This window comes from Anoxybacillus eryuanensis (genome assembly GCF_051200995.1).
Lineage (GTDB): Bacteria > Bacillota > Bacilli > Bacillales > Anoxybacillaceae > Anoxybacillus > Anoxybacillus tengchongensis.
On record NZ_JBPODS010000002.1, the window covers coordinates 238,563 to 261,717 of the forward strand.

Here is a 23,155-nt window from a genome sequence, read left to right on the forward strand (position 1 = left end):
CCAAACTATACGACAATAAAAGTAAAAACAATTAAAGGAGCGAAAAATATGAAACAACGATCGAAGTTATTCATTAGCATCGTTGCAGCTTTCACATTGCTCTCTGCTTGCAACGAACAAACAACTGCCCCAGCAAAGCAGCCTGTTGCAAATAAAGAGCAACAAAAAAAACAAGCCCCGCTTGAATTGACACCTGTTGAAAGTACGAATCAACCGTTTACAATTTCATTATTACCAAAGTTTAGTTTAGAAGCAGAAGAACCAGGAAAAGATGTCGTCATGCATGAAAGCGAGCAAGAACAATGGATGCGCATTGAACTTTTGCCGAAAGAAGCGAAAGACCAAATCGAAACGTACGCAAAAGAACGGGCCACGGCCGTCTCCGAACAAGCTACACCGTTTGAAGGAACGTTGCCGTTTGAAGACGCCATCGTATATGAAGCCCCGGTCGATGATAGTGTCGTTTATATTATTGGTGTAACAGGAGATGCCCCGATGTTTTTAACGGTGTTTACGAAAAAAGAAGATAACTGGCTTGAGCCATTTATGACGATGGCAAAAACAATTAAACGTACAGCAACGATCGAAAATGAAACGGGCGAACAAACAAGCGAATCATTTTACACATATAAAAGTAGCAATCAACCGTTTCAAGCGAATATTTTAGACGGTTATCAAGCAGAAGCAATTGAACCAGGCAAAGATATGATTTTTCTTGATGAAGAAAAATCATCGATGACGGTCGAACTTATTGATGAAGGGGCAGATTGGTCACTTATCGCAGAACAAGCTGAACAATATGTAAAAGCGAGCAGTAAAGACGGAACGGTCGAAAAAATAACGTGGACAAAAGGAACGCGTTTGAACGGTGCGGATGTATATAAAAGTGCCATTGCAGATGGCGAAGTGTATGTATTCGTTGTAAAAAACGGAACACCGATGCGACTGACTATTTTTGTCCAACAAACAAATGAGTTAGACCCGTTTTTACAAATGGCAGAAACGATTGACCGCATTGACTAAGGAGGGAGTTTTTTGGAACTGTTAGAAGCGTATCGATCATTATGGTCAAACCGTTCGTTACCCGCAACGGAAAATGAAGCAGAAGAAGTGTTAATCGATGCGATTCGGCGCGATTTATTCGATGAAATGACACATCCGCGTTTAAGAAAATCGCCTTACGAGAAATTTTCATTGGCGATCAAGCGTATTGCGTCATCATCGCTTGATGCTAAACAACAATACGAACTCGTTCGTTTATACGTACAACAGCTCGAAAACTTGCCTTCCCGCTAAGGCAAGTTTTTTTGTATAACATCCCGTCATTTGCGCAAAATACGTAGCGAATATGATACGAGGAGGTTTTACGATGGATCCATTTCGTTCATTAGATGTCATGCGACGGGATATAGAACGTATGTTTTCTAACTTTCCTTCGTTTTTTTCGCACGTAGATGATGTGTTTCGCATGCCTCGCGTCGATGTGCATGAAAATGAAAAAGAAATGATTGTGACGTGTGACATTCCTGGGTTAGAACGAAAAGAAGACGTCGATATTCATATTGATCATCAAACGCTGTCGATTAGTGGACAAGTGCGTCGCCAACATGACGTACACGATGAACATATGCATCGGCAAGAGCGATTTTACGGACGGTTTTACCGTACGATCCCTCTCCCTTCCCCTGCTGCACATGAAAACGTGCAAGCATCGTATAAAAATGGGGTGCTTGAAATTCGCATTCCGAAAGTACAAGCGAGCGACAAAAAACGAATTGACGTACAATTTCATTAACACCGGCCATATCGCCGGTGTTTTTTGAAACTTTCTTTTTTGTTACACGTATATATACACGAGGTGAGCGGAATGGATGACAAATCGTTTTTAATCGATCAATTACGCGAAATTGAAAAATGGGAAAAAGAACAAAAGCGTATTTGGTTTTGGGAAAAAATAAGCCGTTTGCCATTTGTTTTACTTGACCGTTTAACACCGGCATGGATACATAAAAAAATGGCACATCTTCTTGATGAGCTTGGCCAATATATTCAAACAGGTGGACAATATTTAGTGAATAAAGAAGCCGTCCTATCTTCATTTTATGGTAGGATCACGTTAAATGAGGTACGTGCGATTCCGTTACAAAAGATGAATGAAGCTTGTGAGAAACTTGTAGCAAAACGTAAAACGTTCGCGACATATCAAGGGGCAGCGACAGGCTTTGGTGGCGCATGGACGTTACTGCTCGATGTTGCTGTCGTTCTCGGAACAGCTTTAAAAACATTGCAAGAAATGGCGATCATATACGGATTTGATCCACATGAAAAAGAAGAACGATTGTTTATCGTAAAATGTTTACAATTCTCGCTCGCTGACGTCGTTGGCAAGCAAGCGATTTTAAACGAATGGTCATCCAAGAGCGAACAGCAAACCATTTCTCAATTGCAAGGATGGCGAGAAATCGTTTGGGCGTTTCGCGATCAATACGGTTGGAAAAAATTATTTCAAGCTATTCCGATCGCAGGAATGGTATTTGGCGCATGGACGAATCAAGCAATGATTGCTGATATAGCTGAAACGGGTGCGATGTTTTATCGAAAACGGCGCATTATGGAAAAACTTCAAGAAATGAAAAAGGCGGGAGAACCCGCCTAACATTTCGTACATGGAATGACCGCATCATGAAGCGCCATGTTTACTTGTTGGTCATATTGGTTTCGTTCTTCTTCTGTCCAATTGAAATATGATTGCATATATGCAACGACTGCTTCTTTTAGCTCGCGAACCGCAGCGATGTCGAAAAAGAGGGCCCCTGTGCGACGAATGAAAAAGTCAAGGGGTGTGACGGTCATTTCGTGTTCGAGCGCATATACACACATCACATACCAATCGAGCGGAAGGGACGTTTTATTTCGATCATATGTGTTTGTAAGGGCAAATAAACGATCGACATTCGCGCCGTATCGTTGAACGAGTCGTTTCGCTTCGTCTTCTGTAAATCCGTAAGCAATCCCTTCAGCTACTTTTTTTGACATAAACGTATGCCATTGATTTGCACCGCCAACGTCCCCGCCGGAAATCGCCAAATGTTTTGTTTGACAAGGTGAATACGTCTTTCCTAGCTGTTTAGCAATAAGATCAACGACCGTTTCCGCCATTTTTCGATACCCTGTTAATTTTCCACCTGCAATTGTAATAAGGCCGGAAGGAGATTGCCAAATTTCATCTTTTCGAGAAATCTCTGACGGATCTTTTCCTTCTTCGTAAATTAAAGGACGTAAACCAGCCCAACTCGATTCAATATGCTGTTTTGTAATATGAACAGAAGGAAACATGTAATGAATGGCACGCAATAAATAGTCGCGATCGTCACTTGTCATTTTCGGATGAGCACGATCGCTATCATAAAACGTATCTGTTGTTCCAACATACGTTTTCCCATCGCGCGGAATCGCAAATACCATGCGACCGTCAGGCGTATCAAAGTATACCGCTTGTTTAAGCGGAAAATGTGCTTGGTCAATGACAATGTGCACACCTTTTGTTAAACGTAATTTTTTTCCGACATTTGAGCCGTCTTTTTCACGAAGTATATCAACCCATGGACCTGCCGCATTGACTATTTTTTTTGCATATATTGTAAACGTTTGCCCTGTGATTTGCTCCCGGCATATGACGCCAATGACACGTCCGTTTTCATCGTACACAAACGATTCCGCTTGTACGTAGTTTACCGCATGTGCTCCACATTCTACCGCTTTTTTCACCACTTCAATCGTCAGTCGGGCATCATCTGTTCGATATTCAACATAATAGCCACCACCGAGCAATCCATCTCGTTTAATTAACGGTTCTTTTTGTAGCGTCTCATCTGCTGATAACATCGTTCGTCGTTCTCCTTTTTTGACGCGCGCTAAATGATCGTACACCCATAGCCCGATCGATGTGCTCCATCTGCCGAACGTGCCACCGCGATGAATCGGCAATAACATCCATTCCGGAGTTGTCACGTGCGGACCGTTTTCATACACGATTGCCCGCTCTTTTCCTACTTCTGCGACCATTTTCACTTCGAACTGTTTTAAGTAACGTAATCCGCCATGAACGAGCTTCGTTGAACGGCTTGACGTACCTGCTGCAAAATCTTGCATCTCAACAAGCGCTGTTTTCATTCCGCGCGTCGTTGCATCGAGCGCAATGCCACAACCAGTAATTCCTCCACCAATGACGAGCACATCATACGTTGTTTTGCCCATTTCCTCAATCATTTGCATCCGTTGTTTTGCTGAAAACATAACGATCCCCCCTTGTAAAAACAAAAAGAGACCAAAACAGGCACAATAAGCTTTTGCTTATTATGCATGTATGGTCTCTCTTCGTCTCTTGACATGTATGAACTTTAGTTTCATTGTATCATATGCGTGGAAAAAGGCAACTGTTTTGCACAAAAAGCCATTTAATAGCTGAGCGTGGCTTGCATAAGCTAATATTCATTCCTTTTTCTTTATATTTGTTTACAATCTGTCTCGCGTTTAGTCGCTTGTTTTCCTTTCTTTTTCTTTGCACGCGATCTCTTCCTTTCTCATCTCTTTTACATATTTACGAATGACAACATAAAAAGTTTCGCGCACGATTTACTTTTTTCCTGCATATATTACGAACAAACGTATGTTATAAGGAGTGAATGCTGATGAAAAAAGATTTGTCTCATATGCTCGATTCATTTTTCGATGATCGGTCGTTAAAAAAAATGTTGCATGCGCTTGATGAATATGTTCATCGCACATTTTCACCTGTTTATATTCCGATTGATGTGCGTGAAACAAATGAAGAATACATCATTATTGCCCATATTCCAAACACAAAACGTGACGGTATTCATTTGCAGTTCATAGATGATACACGCCTGTTACTATCGGTCATTTACGATGAACAGACGGAAACAATTGATGATGAAAAAAAAATCGTTCATCGCCAACGCACATATGAACGAGCAACGAAATCTATTTTTCTCCCTTATCCTGTGAGTGAATCAGACATTCACGCATCATTTCAAGACGGTAAGCTGATCATTCGTCTCCCGCAGAAAAAAACATTTATCCCAATTGAATAACGATACGAAAAAACGCAAACGTTACAATTTAAACGTTTGCGTTAATCCTTTCACAAGCCCGCTCATTTGGTTCATGACTTGCACCGCCTGCCCCATCGTATTCATCATTTTTGTTATATCGTACGTTCCTTCTTTTGTTTTAAACTGCTCAAGCAAGCTTGGCGGTTTCGTGTATGGAGACATCGGCGGCATAAAAGGAGAAACGGTTGGTGGAGCGAATGGAGACATGGACGGTACAACTGGCGGAACGACTGGCTGAGTCGGAAACGAGGTCGGTTGGGAATAGTATGGATAATAATGAACAGGTGGAATATGTGGCATTTGCATGGTAGACCATGGTTGATACATAGCTTCTCATCTCCTTTCATCACATCATATTCGTTTTTTAGCTAAATGGTTCGTGACTAATCATGTCAATCGATGTCGGAATTCTCAATTTTTTGAATTTAACATGTCGTCTTTTTTTATGTTATGATAAGTGCAAAAGGGGGAGGGAATAATTATGACAATTATTGAATTAAAAAACAAATTTATTGCGACAAAACAATATGAGCCGATTGACGCAAACGAATTGCTTGATTTTGCGCGCCAACTGTATTTGCGCAACGAATTGCCGCTTGGTGTGTATCGCCATCTCGTGCGCGATTTAGAAGCGCTTGGTGCTTACAAACCTGATGATGAACGAGTAAAGCAATATTCAGGAAGTGCTGAATGATTTGTCCCCTCTTGTGCCATGCTAAGTGAGACGTTAGCATGCAAAAGGAGGATGATGGAAATGGGTCGTGGTGTTCATTTTCACCATAAGAAAAAAGGGCATGAAAGCGAAAAGCCGAAACATGGCGAATTGGCGTCATCGAAAGAACGTGAAGTGGTTGACTACGCCATTGATACAGTAGGAAATGAAGAACATCGTCCGGTGACGATTGAACGGGTAAAAGAATAGAAGGTGGCTACTATGCCACCTTTTTTATATCTTTTATATCGCTGGAGCGAACGTATATATTTCTCTTTTTTCCATTTGTCGTTCGATGTTGTCGAGTTGGCGTTCGATATCTTGTAAACTATCTTGCTGCATATCGTAATGTGTAGCCATTTGTTCTTCTGTACGCTCTTTTAATTTATTTTCCAACTGCTCAATCTCCTCAAACAACTGTTGTAGTTGCATTTGAATATGTTCCATCCTCCAACTCCCCTTTCGCCCTTTGCCATACACATTCGCCATCTTTCACTTCCTCCCTTCTCACTTGACAAAACTAGAAGAAATTCGGCAAACAAAGTGTTATGTGTACAAAATTCGACAAATCCATACGCATGTTTTTGACATGATCGGTCAAAATAAAAAGACGAAAGGGGGCATTGTGATGGCCAAAAAAGAACAAAAGAAAAAACAAAAGCCGAAGCAAGAAGAAACGACAGGTTTTGGCGACAAAAAGCTAGAAGGTCCAGACCGTCCTTCTACATAAAAAGACAGGGGATCACGTTCCCCCTGTCTCTTTCTCTTCATTCATTTTATCTAAAATAGAGATCGCATCAATTAAATGATTATTAAAAATTTGTTTGGCAATGTGTAACAAATCGACAATCATTGGATCACGTAATGAATAAATTACTCGATTCCCATCTTTCGTTCCATACACAATGTTTTTTGAACGTAACACGCTCAGTTGTTGGGATACGGCAGATCCTTCAGCACCGATTAACGTTTGTAATTCGTTGACGTTTTTGTCCCCTTCTGCTAATAATTCTAAAATACGAATGCGCAAAGGATGGGCTAAAGCCTTGAAAAACTCCGCTTTAAATTGCTGTAATTCTAGGTTCATTTGTTTCCTCCAACATATTCTGTTTTAAAATGATTGACCGCTTGTTCTGCTTGAATATGACATAACTGGCGACACTCTGAAAAGGCAAAATGCTTACAACCAACACATTGCGTTTGGTTAATGTGTAAAAAAGCGGTTTTTAGCGCCTCCCCTGTATGCTCGAAAAAGTTTTCTTCGCCAATTTTATCATATAATCCACATCTTTTTAACATCTCTTTCGGTTGTTGTTGTATACCGGAAACGAAAATAATTCCACCTTTCGATTGAAAATGCTCAACAAGACTTGCTAAATTCGCTTCCCCTGTTTGGTCCATATACGGTACTTTACTCATGCGTAAAATAAGAACACGCGGGGTATGGTTTATTGTCGACATAATCGATTGCTCAAACATTTGAGCTACACCGAAAAACAATGGACCATCAATTGTATATATACTAATTTGCGGGCAGTCTCTTCCTTGTTCAACCATTCGGGGACTGACTTTTTTCTTTTGTTCATCTGGAAGTACTTTGAATACTTGAAATACATCTGTCATTCTTTTTACAAACAATAGTACAGCTAAAATAAGACCTACTTCTACAGCAATAGTCAAATTTACAAAAATTGTTAAAACAAATGTGATGACAAGCACAATCGAATCAGCTGATTTCATTTTTAACACATGTATAAACTCTTTCCGCTCACTCATGTTCCAAGCAACAATCATTAAAATCGGTGCCATACTTGCTAGCGGAATATGCGATGCATACGGTGAAAAAACGAGCAAAATGGCGAGAACAACAAGGCCATGGATGATACCGGACAATGGAGACGTTGCTCCACTTTTAATATTCGTTGCTGTTCGTGCGATTGCACCTGTCGCTGGAATTCCACCAAAAAAAGGAGTTACTATATTGGCAATTCCTTGTCCGATTAATTCACGATTGCTATGATGTTTTTCTCCTGTCATTCCATCAGCAACGACCGCCGATAACAAAGATTCAATTGCGCCAAGCATCGCAATAACAAAAGCTGGTCTAATCATCTCATATATGTGCTCTAGTGTGAAATGAGGAACCGAAACATGCGGAAGCGTATTTGGAATTTCCCCATAAACAGAGCCGATGGTTGCTACTTTATTTTCGAGTAAAAAAAAGGAAAATAAACTTGAAACAACTAAACTTAATAATGGGCTCGGTATTTTAGGGGCAACTTTTGGCGCAAGCAACAGAACGACAAGCCCTATCGATGCAATGATAACACTATATATATTGACATCATGAAGATGTGTCCATATTTCCTTCATATTATCAATAAACGCTTCATGTTTTCTTACATTTAATCCTAAAAAATTAGGGATTTGACCAGCAAAAATAATAACAGCAATTCCTGCTGTAAATCCGATCGTCACAGGACGGGGAATAAACTTAATAAGAGAGCCTAAGCGCAACACTCCAAATAACACGAGCATAATTCCTGATAAAAAACCGGCGACAAGTAAATTTTCATATCCATATGTTAATACAATACCTAATAGAATGGGAATAAATGCCCCTGTAGGTCCTCCAATTTGATATTTTGATCCACCAAAAAGAGAAATGAGAATACCTGCAACGATTGTCGTATAAATTCCGTACTCTGGGTTTACACCGGAAGCAATCGCAAACGCCATCCCGAGCGGTAAAGCAATCACACCTACAATAAACCCTGATATTAAATCTTTTTGAAAATGAGCCATAGTGTATCCTTGGAACCGCTTCAAAAAGTACCCCACCTTTTTTATATATTCAAATTTTTGAATATACATATATACAAAATATTTATATCACTTTCTTATTTTCATGTCAAATCATCTTTCTTTTTCTAATTTTCGAGCAAATGACGAACAACCGAAACATATGATATAATGTTGAACATTCAAGGGGGGATGATATGTTGAAATATCCGAATGGGCGACCGTATAAAAAAAAAGAAAATGAACAGACGTTGCGCACTTCCGCTGCCGATACGTATGGAAATCGAGGGATGACGCTCGAGGCAGATTTAAATGAAACGAACGCTTATTATTTAGCTCAAGGTATTGCCGTCATTCATAAAAAACCGACGCCTGTGCAAATTGTGCGCGTTGATTATCCGAAACGAAGCGCTGCCGTCATTAAAGAAGCGTATTTTAAACAACCGTCCACAACGGACTATAACGGCGTATACCGTGGGAAATATATCGACTTTGAAGCAAAAGAAACACGAAATCGTACATCGTTTCCGCTTCAAAATTTTCACAAGCACCAAATTGAACATATGAAACAAGTGCTAGCCCACGGAGCGATTTGCTTCGTGATTTTGCGTTTTACGACGTTTGATGAGACATATTTATTGGATGCACATCACCTCCTTGAATATTGGGAGCGCAAGCAACAAGGTGGTCGCAAATCGATAACAAAGGCGGAAGTCGAACGACATGGTTATGTCATTCCGCTTGGCTATCACCCACGAATCGATTATATTCAAATTGTGGACAAACTATATTTTTAGAATAGGAGGAACGATATGGCGAACTATCGTTCACGAACAGAACGAAAACAAGCGGAACAAAAAAAACAACGTCCGCGTGAGCGAGGGCGTTCAATGATGAAAAAAATTGTGCTTATTATGTTGCTGATCATGACCATTGGTATGTTTTCTGGTGTAGCAGCGTTTGCGTGGATGATTAAAGATGCTCCTCCACTTGATGAAACGTTGTTGCGCGATCCTTTAGCGTCGATCGTATACGACGGAAACGGTAAAAAAGTGGCAGAACTCGGGCAACAAAAACGCATTTACGTATCGTATAAAGATATTCCGAAAGTGCTTGAAGAAGCTGTACTCGCCACAGAAGATGCTCGCTTTTACAAACACCATGGCTTTGATATTGTACGCTTTTTCGGAGCCGTTGTAGCGAATATTCGCGAAGGATTTGGAGCTGAAGGTGGAAGTACAATTACACAACAAGTCGTAAAACTTTCTTTTTTAACACCTGAAAAAACGTTGAAACGAAAAGTACAAGAATTATGGCTTGCCATTCGGCTCGAGCAAAAATATTCAAAACATGAAATTTTAGAAATGTATTTGAATAAAATTTATTATTCAAACCGAGCCTACGGCGTCGCAAAAGCAGCCGAAACGTACTTTGGCAAAACGGATTTATCACAATTAACGCTTCCAGAAGCAGCATTGCTCGCCGGTATTCCGCAAAGCCCGAACAATTACAATCCGTTTACACATCCAGAAGCGGCAGAAAAACGGCGAAATACTGTATTGTCGCTTATGGCTAAACATGGATTTATTTCAAAAGAAGAAGCCGAAGAAGCGAAAAAAGTACCTGTACAATCACTATTAACAGAAAATAAACAACAAAGTACGATCCCGTACGATTCATTTATTGATCAAGTGATTGATGAAGTGACAGAAAAAACAGGCCTTGACGTGTTCACAGCTGGATTACAAATTTATACAACGCTAGATCCAAACGCTCAGTCGTATGTGGAGGAATTACTCAATTCCGACGAGGTCATTCGCACAAACAAGGCTGATTTCCAAGCCGGCATTGCTCTTGTAGATACAAAAACAGGGGAAATTCGGGCACTTGGTGGCGGACGTAAAAAAGAAGAAGGAGTCACGTTTGGATTTAACTATGCTACAGATACACGGAAACAGCCCGGCTCAACGATTAAGCCGATTGTCGATTACGGTCCAGCAATTGAATATTTAAAATGGTCGACATACCATCAATTAAAAGATGAACCGTATCAATACTCGGACGGAACGCCAATTAAAAACTGGGACGGCAAATACGAAGGACAAATGTCGATGCGCACAGCGCTTGCTCGTTCTCGAAACATTCCAGCGCTAAAAGCGCTCCAAGAAGTCGGCTTAGAACGCGCAAAGCAATTTGCTAATAAACTTGGCATGGGCTTTGAAGAAATGCATGAAGCATATGCGGTCGGTGGGGTCGGTAAAGGCGTATCTCCACTTCAAATGGCCGGTGCATACAGTGCATTCGGAAACGGTGGCATTTATATTGAACCGCATGCTGTAAAAAAAGTCGTATTCCCAGATGGGACAGAAGCAGATCTTCGTCCAGAGCCAAAAGCTGCAATGAAAGACTATACAGCATTTATGATTACCGATATGTTAAAAACAGTCGTTCAGTCAGGAACAGGGACAGCAGCAAACGTACCAGGGCTTCATATTGCGGGAAAAACCGGAACGACAAACTATGACGAAAAAGATCGTCGTAAGTACGGTCTCTCAAAAGGTGCCGTTCCTGACAGCTGGTTCGTCGGCTATACGCCAAACTATACAGCGGCGATTTGGACCGGATTTAGCAAAAAAAGTAGCGAAGCATATTTATCAAAATATGAACAACAATATGCGAAGCAATTGTTTAAGCGCGTCATTTCTCACGTAGATGATGGCAGCGGCGGTGACTTTAAACAGCCAAAAAGCGTTGTCAAGCTAGCCGTAAAAAAAGGAACAAATCCGCCAAAACTAGCAAACGAATATACGCCAAAAAGTGAAATTACGTACGAATATTTTGTGCGCGGTTACGAAGAACCAACAGAAGTAGCTGAAGATAAACAAGAAGTGGTTGAACCAGTAAAAGACTTACGAGCACAATACGATCCAGCGACACAAACCATTTCGTTGTCGTGGTCGTATACAATCGATCCAGAAAAAGATATATCGTTTGAAGTACGGCAAATGGTAGATGGACGTAAGCCAACCGTCATTGCTAAAACGAAAGATTCACAGCTGACCGTTGATGCGAAAGAAGGCTCGGTGTACTTGTTTGAAGTATATGCCGTCGCAGCAGATGGCACACCAAGCGCACCAACTACAGCGCTTGTGCAAATTCCGAAAAAAGAACCGGAGCAACCAAAAGAAAATGAGACACCGGGACAACCGGGAAACGGAGAAACCCCGGAGACGCCAACAAATCCGACCGAGCCAAATCCAAACAATCCGGGGACACCGACAAACCCGACCGAGCCAAACCCAAACAATCCGGGGACACCAACAAACCCGACAAACCCGACAAACCCAAATAACAATTCATCAACAAATTCGTCGGGAGCAAACAATCAACAACGAAATGGAAACAATGACGGGACAACAAATCGTCAATAATAACATGAGAAAAGAGACTGAGTGCAATTCTCAGTCTCTTTTTTGTTGGACCATTTGTTTATAAAATAGCTTCATGAGTTCGGTAAATAGTTCATCTAATTGAACAAAAGAATGATGAAGGATCGGACGAGCAAAAATAAACGAAAGCCGATCAACGACATTTAACGGGCTGAGCGGGAGCGACCCCACTTCCTTTTCCCAATGGCATACGTCACTTACTGCTCGTTCATTGAACCAATGTAGCGCACATAAAAAGTAGCTAATCCCTCGAACCATTCCGTCTTTTGCTTTATTCCCTTGACGAGTTGCAAATAACGGAGCAAGCTCACGTTTTTCTTCCTCCCAAAGCTGAAATATAGCGGGAAGCGACTGCTCTTTCCGTTGCCACGGCTCCCCCTCTTGTGTCATATCATAATAAAACGGCACGTGCTTCATCATCATCGGAAACGGTTGAAACGTAGGAACATCCATTGTATCGGTCGTAAAAAAAAGCGGATGTTGAAACGTTTTTGGAACGATCATTTATATCTTCTCCTTCATCCGTTTTTTTCCTTCTCGACAAAGATGAAGCAGTGGACAAACGCCGCATTTCGGCGATTGTGCTTTACAATGATAACGTCCAAAAAAAATAAGGCGATGATGGGTCACCGACCATTCTTCTTTCGGAATTTTTTTCATTAGTGTTTCTTCTACTTCTAACACAGAATCTTTCCAACGACAAATACCAAGCCGTTTACTCACTCGTTCGACATGCGTATCGACAGCAATCGCAGGAATGCCGAATGCAACAGATATGACAACGTTCGCTGTTTTTCGGCCGACACCCGGGAGCTTCATTAGTTCATCGCGACTTTTTGGTACTTCTCCGTTATATTGCTCGATTAATATACGACATAGTTGCTGAATGTTTTTTGCTTTATTGCGATATAGTCCGATCGAACGTATGTCTTGTTGGAGCTCTTCTAGCGAAACAGACACGTAATCTTCTGGTGTTTTATATTTCTCAAATAGTTGCCTCGTCACTTTATTGACGAGCGCATCTGTACATTGCGCGGATAAAACAACAGCGATTAATAGTTCAAACGGATTGCGATGAATGAGCTCACAATGCGCGTTTGGAAACATGTTTGCGATCTCATTTAAACAGTAGCGAATTTGTTGCTTCGTTAGCATGTAACCATCCTTTCTACGACTGTTCAAGCCAATTATAAATCGGAACGGTTGGTTTATATGGTTGCTCTTGCTTCACTTGGTTTTTACGAAACTTCTTTGCATGTTGTTGCGCTTGTTCAATTGTTTTAATCCCATTCTTTTTCCATTCAAACAAAATGCGATCGATGTAGCGGAAATTTAATTTTCCTGATAATACCGCCTCGCGTAGCGCCGCTTTAATGATTACGGGGTCGTGTTCGTCTTGATCCATCCACATCGCTAGCGTCTCACATTCCATTGGGGAAAGCGGGCGACCGAATTCATGTTCAAAAACGGTGTACAATTGTTCCTCTTGCTGTTCCTCTTGTTTTCGGTTCTGAAAGACGGTGCGAATAAGCTTTTCCCAAAGCGGATCAAGCGAGTAACATTCGCTATGGATGTTGTTATCCATTCGCTCTTCAATAGACAAAAATCCCTTTTGTACAAGCTTTCGCAGTTGTTGCATGCACATTTCAGAAGAAATGGTCATACGCGCAGCAATTTCATCTGGGGTTGGAAATGACGTTCCTTGTTCAAGAAACGAATGGATGTGTAACAATAACATAAACTCTGTTTCATTTAATCCAAGCGCTTTATAGTTCGTTAATAATAACCGTGGAATGGCCACGCTTCCTTCACGAAAAAAGCGAATCATTTCATTATCCATGTCAAACACCTCACGCTCTATTATATCATAAAACAAATCCCCCATGTGAGCACGGGGGATTTCATCATTATGGATATAAACGATTAAGTAAACGTGGAAACGGAATCGTTTCACGAACGTGTTCGACACCACAAATCCAGGCGATAGTCCGCTCAAGTCCTAGTCCGAAACCTGAATGTGGCACAGAACCGTATTGGCGAAGCTCTAAATACCATTTATATGCATCAAGCGACAATTGGTGTTCTTCTAACCGTTGTTTTAATAAATTGTAGTCGTGAATGCGCTCTGAACCGCCAATAATTTCTCCGTATCCTTCTGGAGCAATTAAATCCGCGCAAAGAACGACTTCTGGGCGATTTGGATCTGGCTGCATATAAAACGGCTTTAATGTCGTTGGATAATGTGTAATAAATACCGGTTTATCAAAACTTTCCGCAATCGCTGTTTCATGTGGTGCACCGAAGTCATCGCCCCATTGAATGTCGTCGAATCCTTTCTTATGAAGAAGCTGAATCGCTTCATCATACGTAATGCGCGCAAATGGCGGCTTGACATTTTCGAGCTTAGACGTATCACGACCGAGCGTTTTAAGCTCTAGTTGGCAATTTTTCAATACGGACTGCACAATATGGGAAACGTATTGTTCTTGTATTTGTAAGTTATCTTCAAATTGATAAAACGCCATCTCCGGCTCAATCATCCAAAACTCAATTAAATGACGACGCGTTTTTGATTTTTCCGCGCGGAACGTTGGACCGAACGAGAATACTTTGCCAAGTGCCATCGCTGCTGCTTCCATATATAGTTGTCCACTTTGTGAAAGATACGCATCTTCATCAAAATATTTCGTATGGAACAATTCTGTCGTTCCTTCTGGCGCACTTCCTGTTAAAATTGGCGGGTCCACTTTCACAAAGCCGTTTTCATTGAAAAATTCATATGTGGCCCGAATGACTTCGTTACGAATTTTCATAATCGCATGTTGGCGCTTCGAGCGAAGCCATAAATGGCGATGGTCCATTAAAAATTCAATACCGTGTTCTTTTGGTGTAATTGGATAATCAACAGCCATATGAATAAGTTCAATGTTTGTGACAGATAGCTCATATCCAAACGGTGAACGATTATCTTCGCGCACAACACCTGTGACATATAGTGAACTTTCTTGTGTTATGCTTTTTGCTGATTGAAATACGTCTTCACTTACTTGCGCTTTTTCTACAACTCCTTGAATAAAGCCTGTGCCATCGCGCAGTTGTAAAAAAGCGATTTTTCCACTTGATCGTTTATTCGCAAGCCAAGCGCCAATCGTTACTTCTTGTCCTACATATTTATGTACTTCTGCAATCGTCGTTTTCACAAAAATTCCCTCCAAAGACGTTCAACTGTTATGTACATCATCAATATTATACATTTCGACAAAAAAACGCAAGATGATCGTTCTTACACGTAAAGAAAAGGCTAGTCATATCGACTAGCCGTGCGTTTTTTCACTAATAAACGTTTCGATGCGATCGAGTGCTTTATGCAAAAGATCAAGCGATGTCGCATATGATAAGCGCACGTTGTTTGGTGCACCAAATCCTGAACCTGGAACGAGTGCGACTTTTGCTTCTTCAAGCAACGCTTCGACAAACGCATCGACATTTTCGTATCCCGTCATTGTTGCCGCTTCTTTTGCATTTGGGAACAAATAAAACGCACCTTGTGGCTTCACGCATGAAAACCCTGGGATTTGAATAAGGCGATCGTAAATAATATTTAATCGTTCTTCAAACGCTTGACGCATTTGTTCAACTGGCTCTTGAGACCCGCTATATGCAGCAATGGCAGCGTATTGAGCAATCGATGTTGGGTTTGACGTACTATGGCTTGCTAAATCTGTCATGGCCCGAATGATATCGGCATCCCCTGCTGCATAACCGATGCGCCATCCTGTCATGGAATGTGATTTTGACACCCCGTTAATGATGATCGTTTGTTTTTTCAATTCCGGTGAGAGCTGAGCAATAGAAACATGTTCATGTCCACCGTAAACGAGTTTTTCATAAATTTCATCAGAAACAATCAACACATCGTGTGCTAAACATACTTCACCGAGCGCTTGTAGCTCTTCTTTCGTGTAAATGACACCCGTTGGATTGCTTGGTGAGTTAATAATGACGGCCTTCGTGCGATTTGTAATTGCCTGTTTGAGTTGCTCCGGTGTTATTTTGAACTCATTTTCTTCAAGTCCTTCAACATATACCGGTACGCCACCTGCTAGTTTCACTTGTTCCGGATAGCTCACCCAATACGGCGTTGGAATAATCACTTCATCGCCTTCATCTAAAATGACTTGGAATAGCGTGTAAAGCGCATGTTTCGCTCCGACACATACGATAATTTCTGACGGTTTATAGTCAAGCTGTTGGTCTTGATGAAATTTTTTAATAATCTCTTGCTTGAGTGTTGCTAATCCACCAGATGGCGTATATTTCGTATGCCCATCGTACATCGCTTTCACGGCCGCCTCCATGATGTGTTGCGGCGTATTAAAATCTGGTTCGCCAGCGCCAAGTCCAATGACATCGTGTCCTGCTGCCTTTAATTCTTTCGCTTTCGCTGTAATGGCAAGCGTTGTTGACGGCGTTAATGATGCAACGCGTTTCGCTAACTTCATGAATCCTTCCCCCTCGCAAAATGATATCTTTTCAAAAAGGCCCCGTCTTCAAAACGAACGTAATAAAACGAATAACGATCTCGTTCGTCAATATATGTAATTTCCCATAGCGGGATCCCTTTTTCCATTCCTAATTTCACTGAAACGACTTTTTTCGGATAATACGGTTTAATAGACGATTGCGCTTGTTGTTTCGTAATACCTTCTGAAGCTTTTCGAACATCAACAACTTTTCCTTTTTCCGTCACCCACGCAATCATCTGTTCGTCTTTATCATTTTTGCCTATGACGATGACGTATACATCGCTACCTCGATACGTATATACATCAGTTATATGGATGATCCCCTTTTTTTCCACCTGTTTTATCGCACGTTGTTCACTTTCGTTTTTAGACGATACAGCGTCGATATATGCGTCGATATATAGGAATAAAGCAGCGAACAACACACATGCGAGGGCAATGACTATTTTTTTCACCTTCATCCCTTCTTACGTTCGATAAATCGTAAACACAGCCTTTTCCTTATTTTCTTCATCAAGCGCCAGTCCGAACATTAAATCTTTTTCTTTTAATGTTCGGTTCAAACAATCAACAATTTTGTATAAGTCCGATGAGTATTCAACCTTTACAGTTGCTAATACTTCGATTTTACTCTCCACGATCCGATCCTCCATGTGCACAAATTTTGTTACTTATATCGTTTGTTATGAACGGAAACAATACAATTACACACCGATTTCGGTGTATAAACATCTTCATTGTAGCAACGATTTCCTACATTGGTCAATTTGAATTAAAAAATTTCCTATCGTACACACCGCGGGCCGAATGCTGGCCCTTTTTTTAAAATGTCATGACATCGTATTCCTCTAAGTTGCATTTCACTACAATCACACCAAAACGATTTGTCTCATAACAATCGATCCAAGCCGCGTACAACCGCTCAAGCAACCGTTCACTCGGCCAGATGCCGTGCTTTTTGAAAATGATTGCTACTTGTGGGTCGACATGTTTTAAAAAAGACGTCCGCGGATAGTCATTTATACCGAAATGGGCAATTTTCAATATGTTTACGTCATGAAGCGGCATGGTCATCAATTTTCGCTCGACATTATTATCAGCGTGCGCCATATATAAAAGGCGGAGCTGACCGTATTGAAGGGACATCGTTACATCCCCATCGGCTATATAGAGTGGCTGTATCCGAAAATGCGGGAAAGGTTCATATACTTTTTGTTCTTTCCATTCATTCACTATTTTCGGGCCATACGTTTGTTCAATCCATTTGACATTGCCGACATATTCTTGATCATCACTCGTTAGCAAAAGTTCATCGATTTCGGCAATATGGAAATGCTCAAACCATCTTTTTAGTTCTCGCTCCGTATGCGGGGCCCCTGTATTTAACAATACCGTTTTTCCGCTTGCATGTTTAAATAACGTCGCTTCTCCGTTGCTAAGTGGCAAAAACATAATGGCCATTTCCTCTTCTTCAAGCATCATATCAATTTTTTGAATGTGCTCTCCTACCGTTGAAGGATGCATGAAACTGCTTAATACAAAAAAGAATAGCATCCATTGCAAAATGTTCACTCCCTTCATCTACATCTTTTATCTTTCACTGATAAAGGGAATTTTATAGCCACTCATTAACATGTTGTAAAAGTTCGGCAAGCGGCGCATGATATACCCGAATAGGTGGAAGAGATTGCAAAAAATATTTACTGTACGATGCTGTTAACAATCGCTGATCTAAAACGAAAATCATTCCTCGATCTTCTTTTGTACGAATTAATCGTCCAAATCCTTGTTTAAAGCGCAAAATCGCTTGTGGCAACGATAAATCGTAAAACGGATTGCCTCCTTTGGCGCGAATATAATCGCTTTTCGCTTTCATGACCGGATCATCTGGTGGAGCAAATGGTAGCCGAACAATGACGACGCATGTCACTTCATTTCCAGGGAGGTCTACCCCTTCCCAAAAGCTACTTGTGCCAAATAAAATCGCTTGTTCAAATTGCTGAAAATGGCGCGTTAACTTCGCTGCATTACCTCCACTTACTCCTTGAGCAAGTAACACAAATGATTGCTCGTCATTGAGCTGTTTTACGAAGGTATACGTTTGTTTCAATAGCTCATATGACGTAAACAATACAAGCATGCGCCCTTTTGTATGTTCAGCGATACGAATAATTTGCTGAGCGGCATGTTCAGCATATTGTTCAACTGCAACCGCAGGAAACGTTGGCAAGTCTGTTGGCACCATCAGTGCGGCTTGTTTTTCATACGAAAATGGTGACGGAATGATGCGTGTAAACGGATAAAAATCATCAAGACCAAGCCGAGCAATCATAAACGAGAAACGATTGTTTGTCGTTAACGTTGCTGAAGTTAAAATAACACTCCGCTTACGTGAAAATAATTGCTCAGCAAAAAAATGGGCTAAATCGAGCGGCTGTGAAATGACTGTGATCGCATTTACAGCGGCTTTCGCATCTACTTCTAGCCAGCGAACAATATCATCGTCGTCGCTCGTTAATAAATGTTGTAACGTCGATAAAACGTCAATAAACGTTGTAAAAGGTTTCCTCTCTTCTTTTGGAATATCGTCTATCATTTGCGACAATTGTTGCACGGTGCTCATAATGCGCATAAGCAATTCAATTGTTCCGTTCCATTCTTTCCCATACTCTTTCCACGGAACAAAGCGATAGCGAATACGTCCATTTCCTTTTTGTCGACGTAATACATAATAGCGAAGAGATTGAAATAGTTGATTCAGTTCATATTCAAGGTCTCCTAGAAACGAGCGGAGTGCACCCATTTTGTGCATCATAGAAACGTCGTTCATTCGTGTCCACAGTAGACGAACGTACTCATATGACACGTGCCTTCCGAAAAAATGAGCAGCCACATCTTCTAAATGATGAGCCTCATCAATGATGAGTCGTTCATACGGTGGGAGAAAGTTTTCGTCAGCAGTTAAATCATGCATAACGAACGAATGGTTTGTAATAATGATATGCGCATGTTTTGCTTGTTCTTTGGCACGAACAAAAAAATCGTATTCCTCATTCGTGTCATCGCTATACACATCTTCCCAAAATAACGTACCTCCCGCAGTTAAGTTTAGTTCATCGACGTCACCTGTCTCTGTTTCTGTTAGCCAGACGAGCAATTGACATTTTGTTAAAGCAATGTCGTAGTTCGTATCTATATCGTCTAACGTACGAGCAAATTTTTTTACGCTGATATAATTTCGTTTGCCTTTCAAAACAGCTGTTGTAAATGAAAAAGGAACAAGCTGTGTGACCCTCGGTAATTCTTTTTCAATCATTTGTTTTTGCAACTGGAGCGTATGTGTGCTAATGACGACAGGTTGCTGTTGCTTTACCGCATAAAAAACGGAAGGAAGTAAGTACGCCATCGTTTTTCCAATGCCTGTTCCCGCTTCAATGAGTGCATGTTGACACGTTTGTAACGCGTAGTCGACGTCTTCCATCATTTGTTTTTGTCCATCTCGATATTCAAATGGCGAAGCAAATGGGTTTGTCGCAAGCCATTGTGAAAAAGATGGAATATGTTTACGGTAGTCAGTTCGTTTTGGCGAAAACCATTTTTTTAAAGCGACCCCTTCATATTCAACCGTTTCTTCGTTCTGCTGAAGAGAGCGTTCTTTTTTAGTGATGTATTGATCTAAAAGAGCAGTTAACTCACTCTTTAGCGCTTGACTGTGTCGGCGCAGTTGTTTTAATGTCACAAGCGGTAAACGAGATAGCTTATGCAGTAAAAAAAGAAGCAGTTGGGCTGTCGCTTCTGCGTCGCAATCTGCTTGATGAGGACGATCATGTGCAAGCGACAACGCTTCAGCTAAATGATTCAACTTATAGCTTGACTGTGTCGGCATAAGAAAACGGGCGAGCTCCACCGTATCTAAAAGCCGACATGTCGGCGGTTGTATGCCGCTTCGAATAAACTCCTTTTGTAAAAATGCCCAGTCGAAATGAACGTTATGCGCTACGAAATAAGCTCCTTTCCATTTTTCAACAAGCATTGGGGCAATATAGTGAAACGGCGGAGCATCATGCACCATCGTATGATCAATGCCCGTTAACTGTTGAATAAAAGGAGGAATGTCTCGCTCTGGCTGAATAAATGTTGAAAAACTTTCGCAAACTTTGTCGCCCTCGATGACGACAAAACCAATTTGAATGATGCGATCTTCTTTTTTCGGGGCATTTCCTGTCGTTTCAATATCGACGACGACAAAGCGATCATTCATCTTTTTTCACCTCACATCTGTGTAACAAACAAAAAGAGGCGGCATGGCTCCCGTTATAAAACGGTCGCCGCCGGCTCTTGTACGATGAGTTCTTTAATGCGGTTATGCTCGTCCATAATCGCAATTTTCGGGCGGTGAGACGCCAATTTTTCTTCTGGTACGAGTACGTATGAGATGACGATAATAATGTCATCTTTTTGAACAAGACGAGCTGCCGCTCCATTTAAACAAAACACACCGCTTCCTCTTTCACCAGGAATAATATATGTTTCGAATCGTGCTCCATTATTATTATTTACAATTTGCACTTTCTCATTTGGAACCATCCCAACTGCATCTAAAATATCTTCATCAATTGTAATGCTACCAACATAATTTAAATTCGCTTCCGTCACACGAGCACGATGAATTTTAGCGTTCATTAATGTACGGAACATGGTGTTGCCTCCTTATTGTACGTTCATAACGATATTATCAATCAAACGAGCGTTTGTAAACCGTACAGCGAGCGCAAGGATGATCTTTCCTTGTAACGTCTCGAGTGGCTTTAGCTCTGGGTAAGAGTAAATTTCAACGTAATCAATGACACCGTTTGTATGTTGTTCAATATGATGCACAATCGCTTGTCGTACCTTCTCTACGTCGCGTTCTCCGGCTTCGATAAATGCTTTTCCTCTTTGTAAAGCCGCATATAACGCAGGCGCTTCTTTTCGCTCTTGCTCGCTTAAATACACATTACGTGAACTTTTCGCCAGTCCATCGTCTTCACGCACTGTCGGAACAGCAACGAGTTCAATCGGAAAATGGAAATCACGAATAAGCCCATCGATGACCGCCACTTGTTGCGCATCTTTCATTCCAAAATATGCGCGATGTGGCATGACAATATGAAACAGTTTCGTCACAACCGTTGCGACCCCGTCAAAGTGCCCTGGGCGAGATTTGCCACAAAGTACATCGACGCGCTCATGCACCTTCACTGTTACCGACGGCTTATGCGGATACATTTCACGAACGGACGGATAGAAGATGATATCAACACCCGCCCGTTTAGCTATTTCATGATCGCGCTCAAAATCGCGCGGATAACGATCAAAATCTTCATTCGGTCCGAATTGAAGCGGGTTGACGAAAATGCTTAAAACAACAAAATCATTTTCCTCTCGTGCGCGTTTTAATAACGCGACGTGTCCTTCGTGCAAGTAGCCCATCGTTGGCACGAAACCGATCGTTTTTCCTTTTTTCCGTTCGGCCATCATACGGGCTTGCATCTGTTCAATTTTTTCGATTGTAATCACGATTGTTTCCCTCCGTATAACGCTAGCCATTGTTGTTCATTCATCGTAAATGATTGCTCATCGCTTGGAAATTGACGCGTTTTTACGTCAGCCACATACTCCGCTAGCGCTTGTTGCATCGTTTGTTGAATGTTCGTATATTGTTTGACAAATTTCGGAATGCGTTCTACACCATATCCGAGAACATCATGATAGACGAGCACTTGTCCATCCGTACCAACTCCGGCTCCGATACCGATCGTCGGGATCGTTAATTGCTTTGTTATCGCTTCACCAAGTTGCTTCGGTACACATTCTAAAACGAGGGCGATCGCTCCGGCTTGTTCACACGCTTTTGCTTCTTGTATGAGACGTCGAGCACTTTCGGCATCTTTTCCTTGTACTTTATATCCACCTAACACACCGACCGATTGTGGCGTTAAACCGAGGTGAGCGACAACAGGCACGCCTGCTTCTGTTAAAGAAGAAATGACTTGTAATACAGAACCTGCCCCTTCGACTTTTACAGCATTTGCACCTGATTGTTGCATGATTGCTTTTGCATGTTTTAACGCGTCAGGAAGCGTGCTGTACGACATAAAAGGCATATCGGTGACGATAAACGTATTTGGCGCGCCACGTCGAACAGCTTTCGTATGATGAATCATATCTTCCACTGTTACAGGGATCGTTGAATCGTATCCTAATACGACCATTCCAAGCGAATCGCCGACTAAAATCATGTCAACACCGGCTGCCTCAGCAAGCTTCGCTGATGGATAATCGTAAGCCGTTAGCATAACAATCGGCTCATGATTTTTTTTCATGTTCAAAAAATCTAATTTCGTTTTCATATACATCCTCCTCTCAATATGCAGAGGAAATGGATAAAAAAAGCCTTCTTTCTGCCAAAATAGAGAAAGAAGGACTTTTTGGTTTGCTCCATCCCTCTGTCCCCGTCCGGTTAATCGGATCAAGGCAGAAATGATCGTT

Annotated in this window: 26 protein-coding genes; 9 read left to right on the forward strand and 17 right to left on the reverse strand. The window is 41.4% G+C overall.

The features are described from left to right. The first annotated feature begins 48 nt into the window (after positions 1 to 48). The 4 genes from HNQ84_RS03670 (at position 49) to HNQ84_RS03685 (ending at position 2,656) form a co-directional block, all read left to right on the forward strand. Entirely contained in the window at positions 49 to 1,023 is a 975-nt protein-coding gene (locus HNQ84_RS03670; RefSeq protein ID WP_183246852.1) for a hypothetical protein, read from the forward strand. Positions 1,024 to 1,035: 12 nt separating this feature from the next. Next, positions 1,036 to 1,296, forward strand: a complete 261-nt coding sequence (gene yoyC / locus HNQ84_RS03675) for a protein YoyC (protein WP_435621212.1) — start codon at positions 1,036 to 1,038, stop codon at positions 1,294 to 1,296. Between the two features lie 73 nt (positions 1,297 to 1,369). Continuing rightward, positions 1,370 to 1,795 carry an Hsp20/alpha crystallin family protein gene (locus tag HNQ84_RS03680; RefSeq protein ID WP_032099842.1) on the forward strand — a complete coding sequence of 142 codons (426 nt, stop codon included), beginning with the start codon at positions 1,370 to 1,372 and terminating at the stop codon, positions 1,793 to 1,795. Positions 1,796 to 1,867: 72 nt separating this feature from the next. Then, positions 1,868 to 2,656 (forward strand): EcsC family protein, encoded by a 789-nt coding sequence (locus HNQ84_RS03685; RefSeq protein WP_183246706.1) that lies wholly within the window; start codon positions 1,868 to 1,870, stop codon positions 2,654 to 2,656. On the opposite strand, the gene HNQ84_RS03690 is transcribed toward HNQ84_RS03685, so the two are convergent. Next, complete coding sequence (locus tag HNQ84_RS03690) at positions 2,653 to 4,296, reverse strand: glycerol-3-phosphate dehydrogenase/oxidase (protein WP_435621213.1); 1,644 nt, start codon at positions 4,294 to 4,296, stop codon at positions 2,653 to 2,655. The two genes, HNQ84_RS03685 and HNQ84_RS03690, sit on opposite strands and share 4 nt — an antisense overlap. 395 nt (positions 4,297 to 4,691) lie before the next feature. On the opposite strand from HNQ84_RS03690, the gene HNQ84_RS03695 reads away from it, so the two are divergent. Then, the gene (locus tag HNQ84_RS03695; RefSeq protein WP_435621214.1) at positions 4,692 to 5,114 is read left to right on the forward strand and encodes an Hsp20 family protein; all 423 of its coding nucleotides are present in this window, start codon (positions 4,692 to 4,694) and stop codon (positions 5,112 to 5,114) included. A gap of 21 nt (positions 5,115 to 5,135) precedes the next feature. Here the strand turns inward: HNQ84_RS03695 and HNQ84_RS03700 are convergent, their stop codons facing one another. Next, a complete protein-coding gene (locus HNQ84_RS03700) occupies positions 5,136 to 5,462 on the reverse strand; it encodes a YppG family protein (RefSeq protein WP_183246699.1) in 327 nt (108 codons plus the stop codon). A 154-nt stretch (positions 5,463 to 5,616) separates the two neighbouring features. Between HNQ84_RS03700 and HNQ84_RS03705 the strand changes: the two genes are divergently transcribed. Beyond that, on the forward strand, positions 5,617 to 5,829 hold the full coding sequence (locus tag HNQ84_RS03705) for a YppF family protein (protein WP_032099846.1): 213 nt from the start codon (positions 5,617 to 5,619) through the stop codon (positions 5,827 to 5,829). A 60-nt stretch (positions 5,830 to 5,889) separates the two neighbouring features. After that, positions 5,890 to 6,057 carry a hypothetical protein gene (locus HNQ84_RS03710; protein ID WP_183246696.1) on the forward strand — a complete coding sequence of 56 codons (168 nt, stop codon included), beginning with the start codon at positions 5,890 to 5,892 and terminating at the stop codon, positions 6,055 to 6,057. Between the two features lie 33 nt (positions 6,058 to 6,090). Here HNQ84_RS03710 and HNQ84_RS03715 read toward each other — a convergent pair whose 3' ends face one another. From HNQ84_RS03715 to HNQ84_RS03725, 3 genes are all read right to left on the reverse strand, one after another. Continuing rightward, positions 6,091 to 6,294: a hypothetical protein gene (locus HNQ84_RS03715; protein WP_183246694.1), complete on the reverse strand. Its 204-nt coding sequence runs from the start codon at positions 6,292 to 6,294 to the stop codon at positions 6,091 to 6,093. Between the two features lie 295 nt (positions 6,295 to 6,589). After that, the gene (locus HNQ84_RS03720; protein WP_183246692.1) at positions 6,590 to 6,934 is read right to left on the reverse strand and encodes an ArsR/SmtB family transcription factor; all 345 of its coding nucleotides are present in this window, start codon (positions 6,932 to 6,934) and stop codon (positions 6,590 to 6,592) included. Continuing rightward, entirely contained in the window at positions 6,931 to 8,721 is a 1,791-nt protein-coding gene (locus HNQ84_RS03725) for a SulP family inorganic anion transporter (protein WP_435621215.1), read from the reverse strand. The genes HNQ84_RS03720 and HNQ84_RS03725 overlap by 4 nt, the downstream gene beginning before the upstream one ends. A 125-nt stretch (positions 8,722 to 8,846) precedes the next feature. Here HNQ84_RS03725 and recU point away from each other — a divergent pair, with 125 nt between their 5' ends. Beyond that, complete coding sequence (gene recU / locus HNQ84_RS03730) at positions 8,847 to 9,446, forward strand: Holliday junction resolvase RecU (RefSeq protein WP_183246688.1); 600 nt, start codon at positions 8,847 to 8,849, stop codon at positions 9,444 to 9,446. A 15-nt stretch (positions 9,447 to 9,461) separates the two neighbouring features. After that, positions 9,462 to 12,080 carry a transglycosylase domain-containing protein gene (locus HNQ84_RS03735; protein WP_435621216.1) on the forward strand — a complete coding sequence of 873 codons (2,619 nt, stop codon included), beginning with the start codon at positions 9,462 to 9,464 and terminating at the stop codon, positions 12,078 to 12,080. A gap of 30 nt (positions 12,081 to 12,110) precedes the next feature. On the opposite strand, the gene HNQ84_RS03740 is transcribed toward HNQ84_RS03735, so the two are convergent. The 12 genes from HNQ84_RS03740 to panB all read right to left on the reverse strand — a co-directional run bounded on the left by HNQ84_RS03740 (position 12,111) and on the right by panB (position 23,016). Then, entirely contained in the window at positions 12,111 to 12,602 is a 492-nt protein-coding gene (locus HNQ84_RS03740) for a YpoC family protein (RefSeq protein ID WP_435621217.1), read from the reverse strand. Further along, positions 12,603 to 13,253 carry an endonuclease III gene (nth, locus tag HNQ84_RS03745; protein WP_435621218.1) on the reverse strand — a complete coding sequence of 217 codons (651 nt, stop codon included), beginning with the start codon at positions 13,251 to 13,253 and terminating at the stop codon, positions 12,603 to 12,605. A gap of 13 nt (positions 13,254 to 13,266) precedes the next feature. Continuing rightward, positions 13,267 to 13,938: a DnaD domain-containing protein gene (locus HNQ84_RS03750; protein ID WP_435621219.1), complete on the reverse strand. Its 672-nt coding sequence runs from the start codon at positions 13,936 to 13,938 to the stop codon at positions 13,267 to 13,269. Between the two features lie 67 nt (positions 13,939 to 14,005). Then, on the reverse strand, positions 14,006 to 15,298 hold the full coding sequence (gene asnS, locus HNQ84_RS03755) for an asparagine--tRNA ligase (protein WP_435621220.1): 1,293 nt from the start codon (positions 15,296 to 15,298) through the stop codon (positions 14,006 to 14,008). 114 nt (positions 15,299 to 15,412) lie between these two features. Next, positions 15,413 to 16,600 carry a pyridoxal phosphate-dependent aminotransferase gene (locus HNQ84_RS03760; protein ID WP_435621221.1) on the reverse strand — a complete coding sequence of 396 codons (1,188 nt, stop codon included), beginning with the start codon at positions 16,598 to 16,600 and terminating at the stop codon, positions 15,413 to 15,415. Next, positions 16,597 to 17,085: a cell wall elongation regulator TseB-like domain-containing protein gene (locus HNQ84_RS03765; RefSeq protein WP_435621222.1), complete on the reverse strand. Its 489-nt coding sequence runs from the start codon at positions 17,083 to 17,085 to the stop codon at positions 16,597 to 16,599. Before HNQ84_RS03765 ends, HNQ84_RS03760 begins: the two co-directional genes overlap by 4 nt. A gap of 6 nt (positions 17,086 to 17,091) precedes the next feature. After that, a complete protein-coding gene (locus HNQ84_RS03770) occupies positions 17,092 to 17,262 on the reverse strand; it encodes a YpmA family protein (RefSeq protein WP_006319505.1) in 171 nt (56 codons plus the stop codon). A gap of 184 nt (positions 17,263 to 17,446) precedes the next feature. Beyond that, positions 17,447 to 18,178: a ComEC/Rec2 family competence protein gene (locus tag HNQ84_RS03775; RefSeq protein ID WP_435621313.1), complete on the reverse strand. Its 732-nt coding sequence runs from the start codon at positions 18,176 to 18,178 to the stop codon at positions 17,447 to 17,449. A gap of 61 nt (positions 18,179 to 18,239) precedes the next feature. Then, a complete protein-coding gene (dinG, locus tag HNQ84_RS03780; RefSeq protein WP_435621223.1) occupies positions 18,240 to 20,885 on the reverse strand; it encodes an ATP-dependent DNA helicase DinG in 2,646 nt (881 codons plus the stop codon). 53 nt (positions 20,886 to 20,938) lie between these two features. Next, entirely contained in the window at positions 20,939 to 21,322 is a 384-nt protein-coding gene (panD, locus tag HNQ84_RS03785) for an aspartate 1-decarboxylase (RefSeq protein ID WP_003394601.1), read from the reverse strand. A 12-nt stretch (positions 21,323 to 21,334) separates the two neighbouring features. Then, positions 21,335 to 22,183, reverse strand: a complete 849-nt coding sequence (panC, locus tag HNQ84_RS03790; RefSeq protein WP_435621224.1) for a pantoate--beta-alanine ligase — start codon at positions 22,181 to 22,183, stop codon at positions 21,335 to 21,337. Continuing rightward, complete coding sequence (panB, locus tag HNQ84_RS03795) at positions 22,180 to 23,016, reverse strand: 3-methyl-2-oxobutanoate hydroxymethyltransferase (protein ID WP_183243132.1); 837 nt, start codon at positions 23,014 to 23,016, stop codon at positions 22,180 to 22,182. Before panB ends, panC begins: the two co-directional genes overlap by 4 nt. Positions 23,017 to 23,155: the final 139 nt, after the last annotated feature.

Bases quoted from the DNA above. Each gene is read 5' to 3' on its own strand.
- HNQ84_RS03695 (WP_435621214.1), top strand. From the start codon at position 4,692: ATGAAAAAAGATTTGTCTCATATGCTCGATTCATTTTTCGATGATCGG.
- HNQ84_RS03685 (WP_183246706.1), top strand. From the start codon at position 1,868: ATGGATGACAAATCGTTTTTAATCGATCAATTACGCGAAATTGAAAAA.
- HNQ84_RS03775 (WP_435621313.1), bottom strand. From the start codon at position 18,178: ATGCTATTCTTTTTTGTATTAAGCAGTTTCATGCATCCTTCAACGGTA.
- panD (WP_003394601.1), bottom strand. From the start codon at position 21,322: ATGTTCCGTACATTAATGAACGCTAAAATTCATCGTGCTCGTGTGACG.
- recU (WP_183246688.1), top strand. From the start codon at position 8,847: ATGTTGAAATATCCGAATGGGCGACCGTATAAAAAAAAAGAAAATGAA.
- HNQ84_RS03705 (WP_032099846.1), top strand. From the start codon at position 5,617: ATGACAATTATTGAATTAAAAAACAAATTTATTGCGACAAAACAATAT.
- dinG (WP_435621223.1), bottom strand. From the start codon at position 20,885: ATGAATGATCGCTTTGTCGTCGTCGATATTGAAACGACAGGAAATGCC.
- nth (WP_435621218.1), bottom strand. From the start codon at position 13,253: ATGCTAACGAAGCAACAAATTCGCTACTGTTTAAATGAGATCGCAAAC.
- HNQ84_RS03725 (WP_435621215.1), bottom strand. From the start codon at position 8,721: ATGTATATTCAAAAATTTGAATATATAAAAAAGGTGGGGTACTTTTTG.
- HNQ84_RS03670 (WP_183246852.1), top strand. From the start codon at position 49: ATGAAACAACGATCGAAGTTATTCATTAGCATCGTTGCAGCTTTCACA.
- HNQ84_RS03690 (WP_435621213.1), bottom strand. From the start codon at position 4,296: ATGTTTTCAGCAAAACAACGGATGCAAATGATTGAGGAAATGGGCAAA.
- panB (WP_183243132.1), bottom strand. From the start codon at position 23,016: ATGAAAACGAAATTAGATTTTTTGAACATGAAAAAAAATCATGAGCCG.
- HNQ84_RS03715 (WP_183246694.1), bottom strand. From the start codon at position 6,294: ATGGAACATATTCAAATGCAACTACAACAGTTGTTTGAGGAGATTGAG.
- HNQ84_RS03750 (WP_435621219.1), bottom strand. From the start codon at position 13,938: ATGGATAATGAAATGATTCGCTTTTTTCGTGAAGGAAGCGTGGCCATT.
- HNQ84_RS03765 (WP_435621222.1), bottom strand. From the start codon at position 17,085: ATGAAGGTGAAAAAAATAGTCATTGCCCTCGCATGTGTGTTGTTCGCT.
- HNQ84_RS03735 (WP_435621216.1), top strand. From the start codon at position 9,462: ATGGCGAACTATCGTTCACGAACAGAACGAAAACAAGCGGAACAAAAA.
- HNQ84_RS03740 (WP_435621217.1), bottom strand. From the start codon at position 12,602: ATGATCGTTCCAAAAACGTTTCAACATCCGCTTTTTTTTACGACCGAT.
- HNQ84_RS03720 (WP_183246692.1), bottom strand. From the start codon at position 6,934: ATGAACCTAGAATTACAGCAATTTAAAGCGGAGTTTTTCAAGGCTTTA.
- HNQ84_RS03760 (WP_435621221.1), bottom strand. From the start codon at position 16,600: ATGAAGTTAGCGAAACGCGTTGCATCATTAACGCCGTCAACAACGCTT.
- HNQ84_RS03700 (WP_183246699.1), bottom strand. From the start codon at position 5,462: ATGTATCAACCATGGTCTACCATGCAAATGCCACATATTCCACCTGTT.
- HNQ84_RS03680 (WP_032099842.1), top strand. From the start codon at position 1,370: ATGGATCCATTTCGTTCATTAGATGTCATGCGACGGGATATAGAACGT.
- HNQ84_RS03710 (WP_183246696.1), top strand. From the start codon at position 5,890: ATGGGTCGTGGTGTTCATTTTCACCATAAGAAAAAAGGGCATGAAAGC.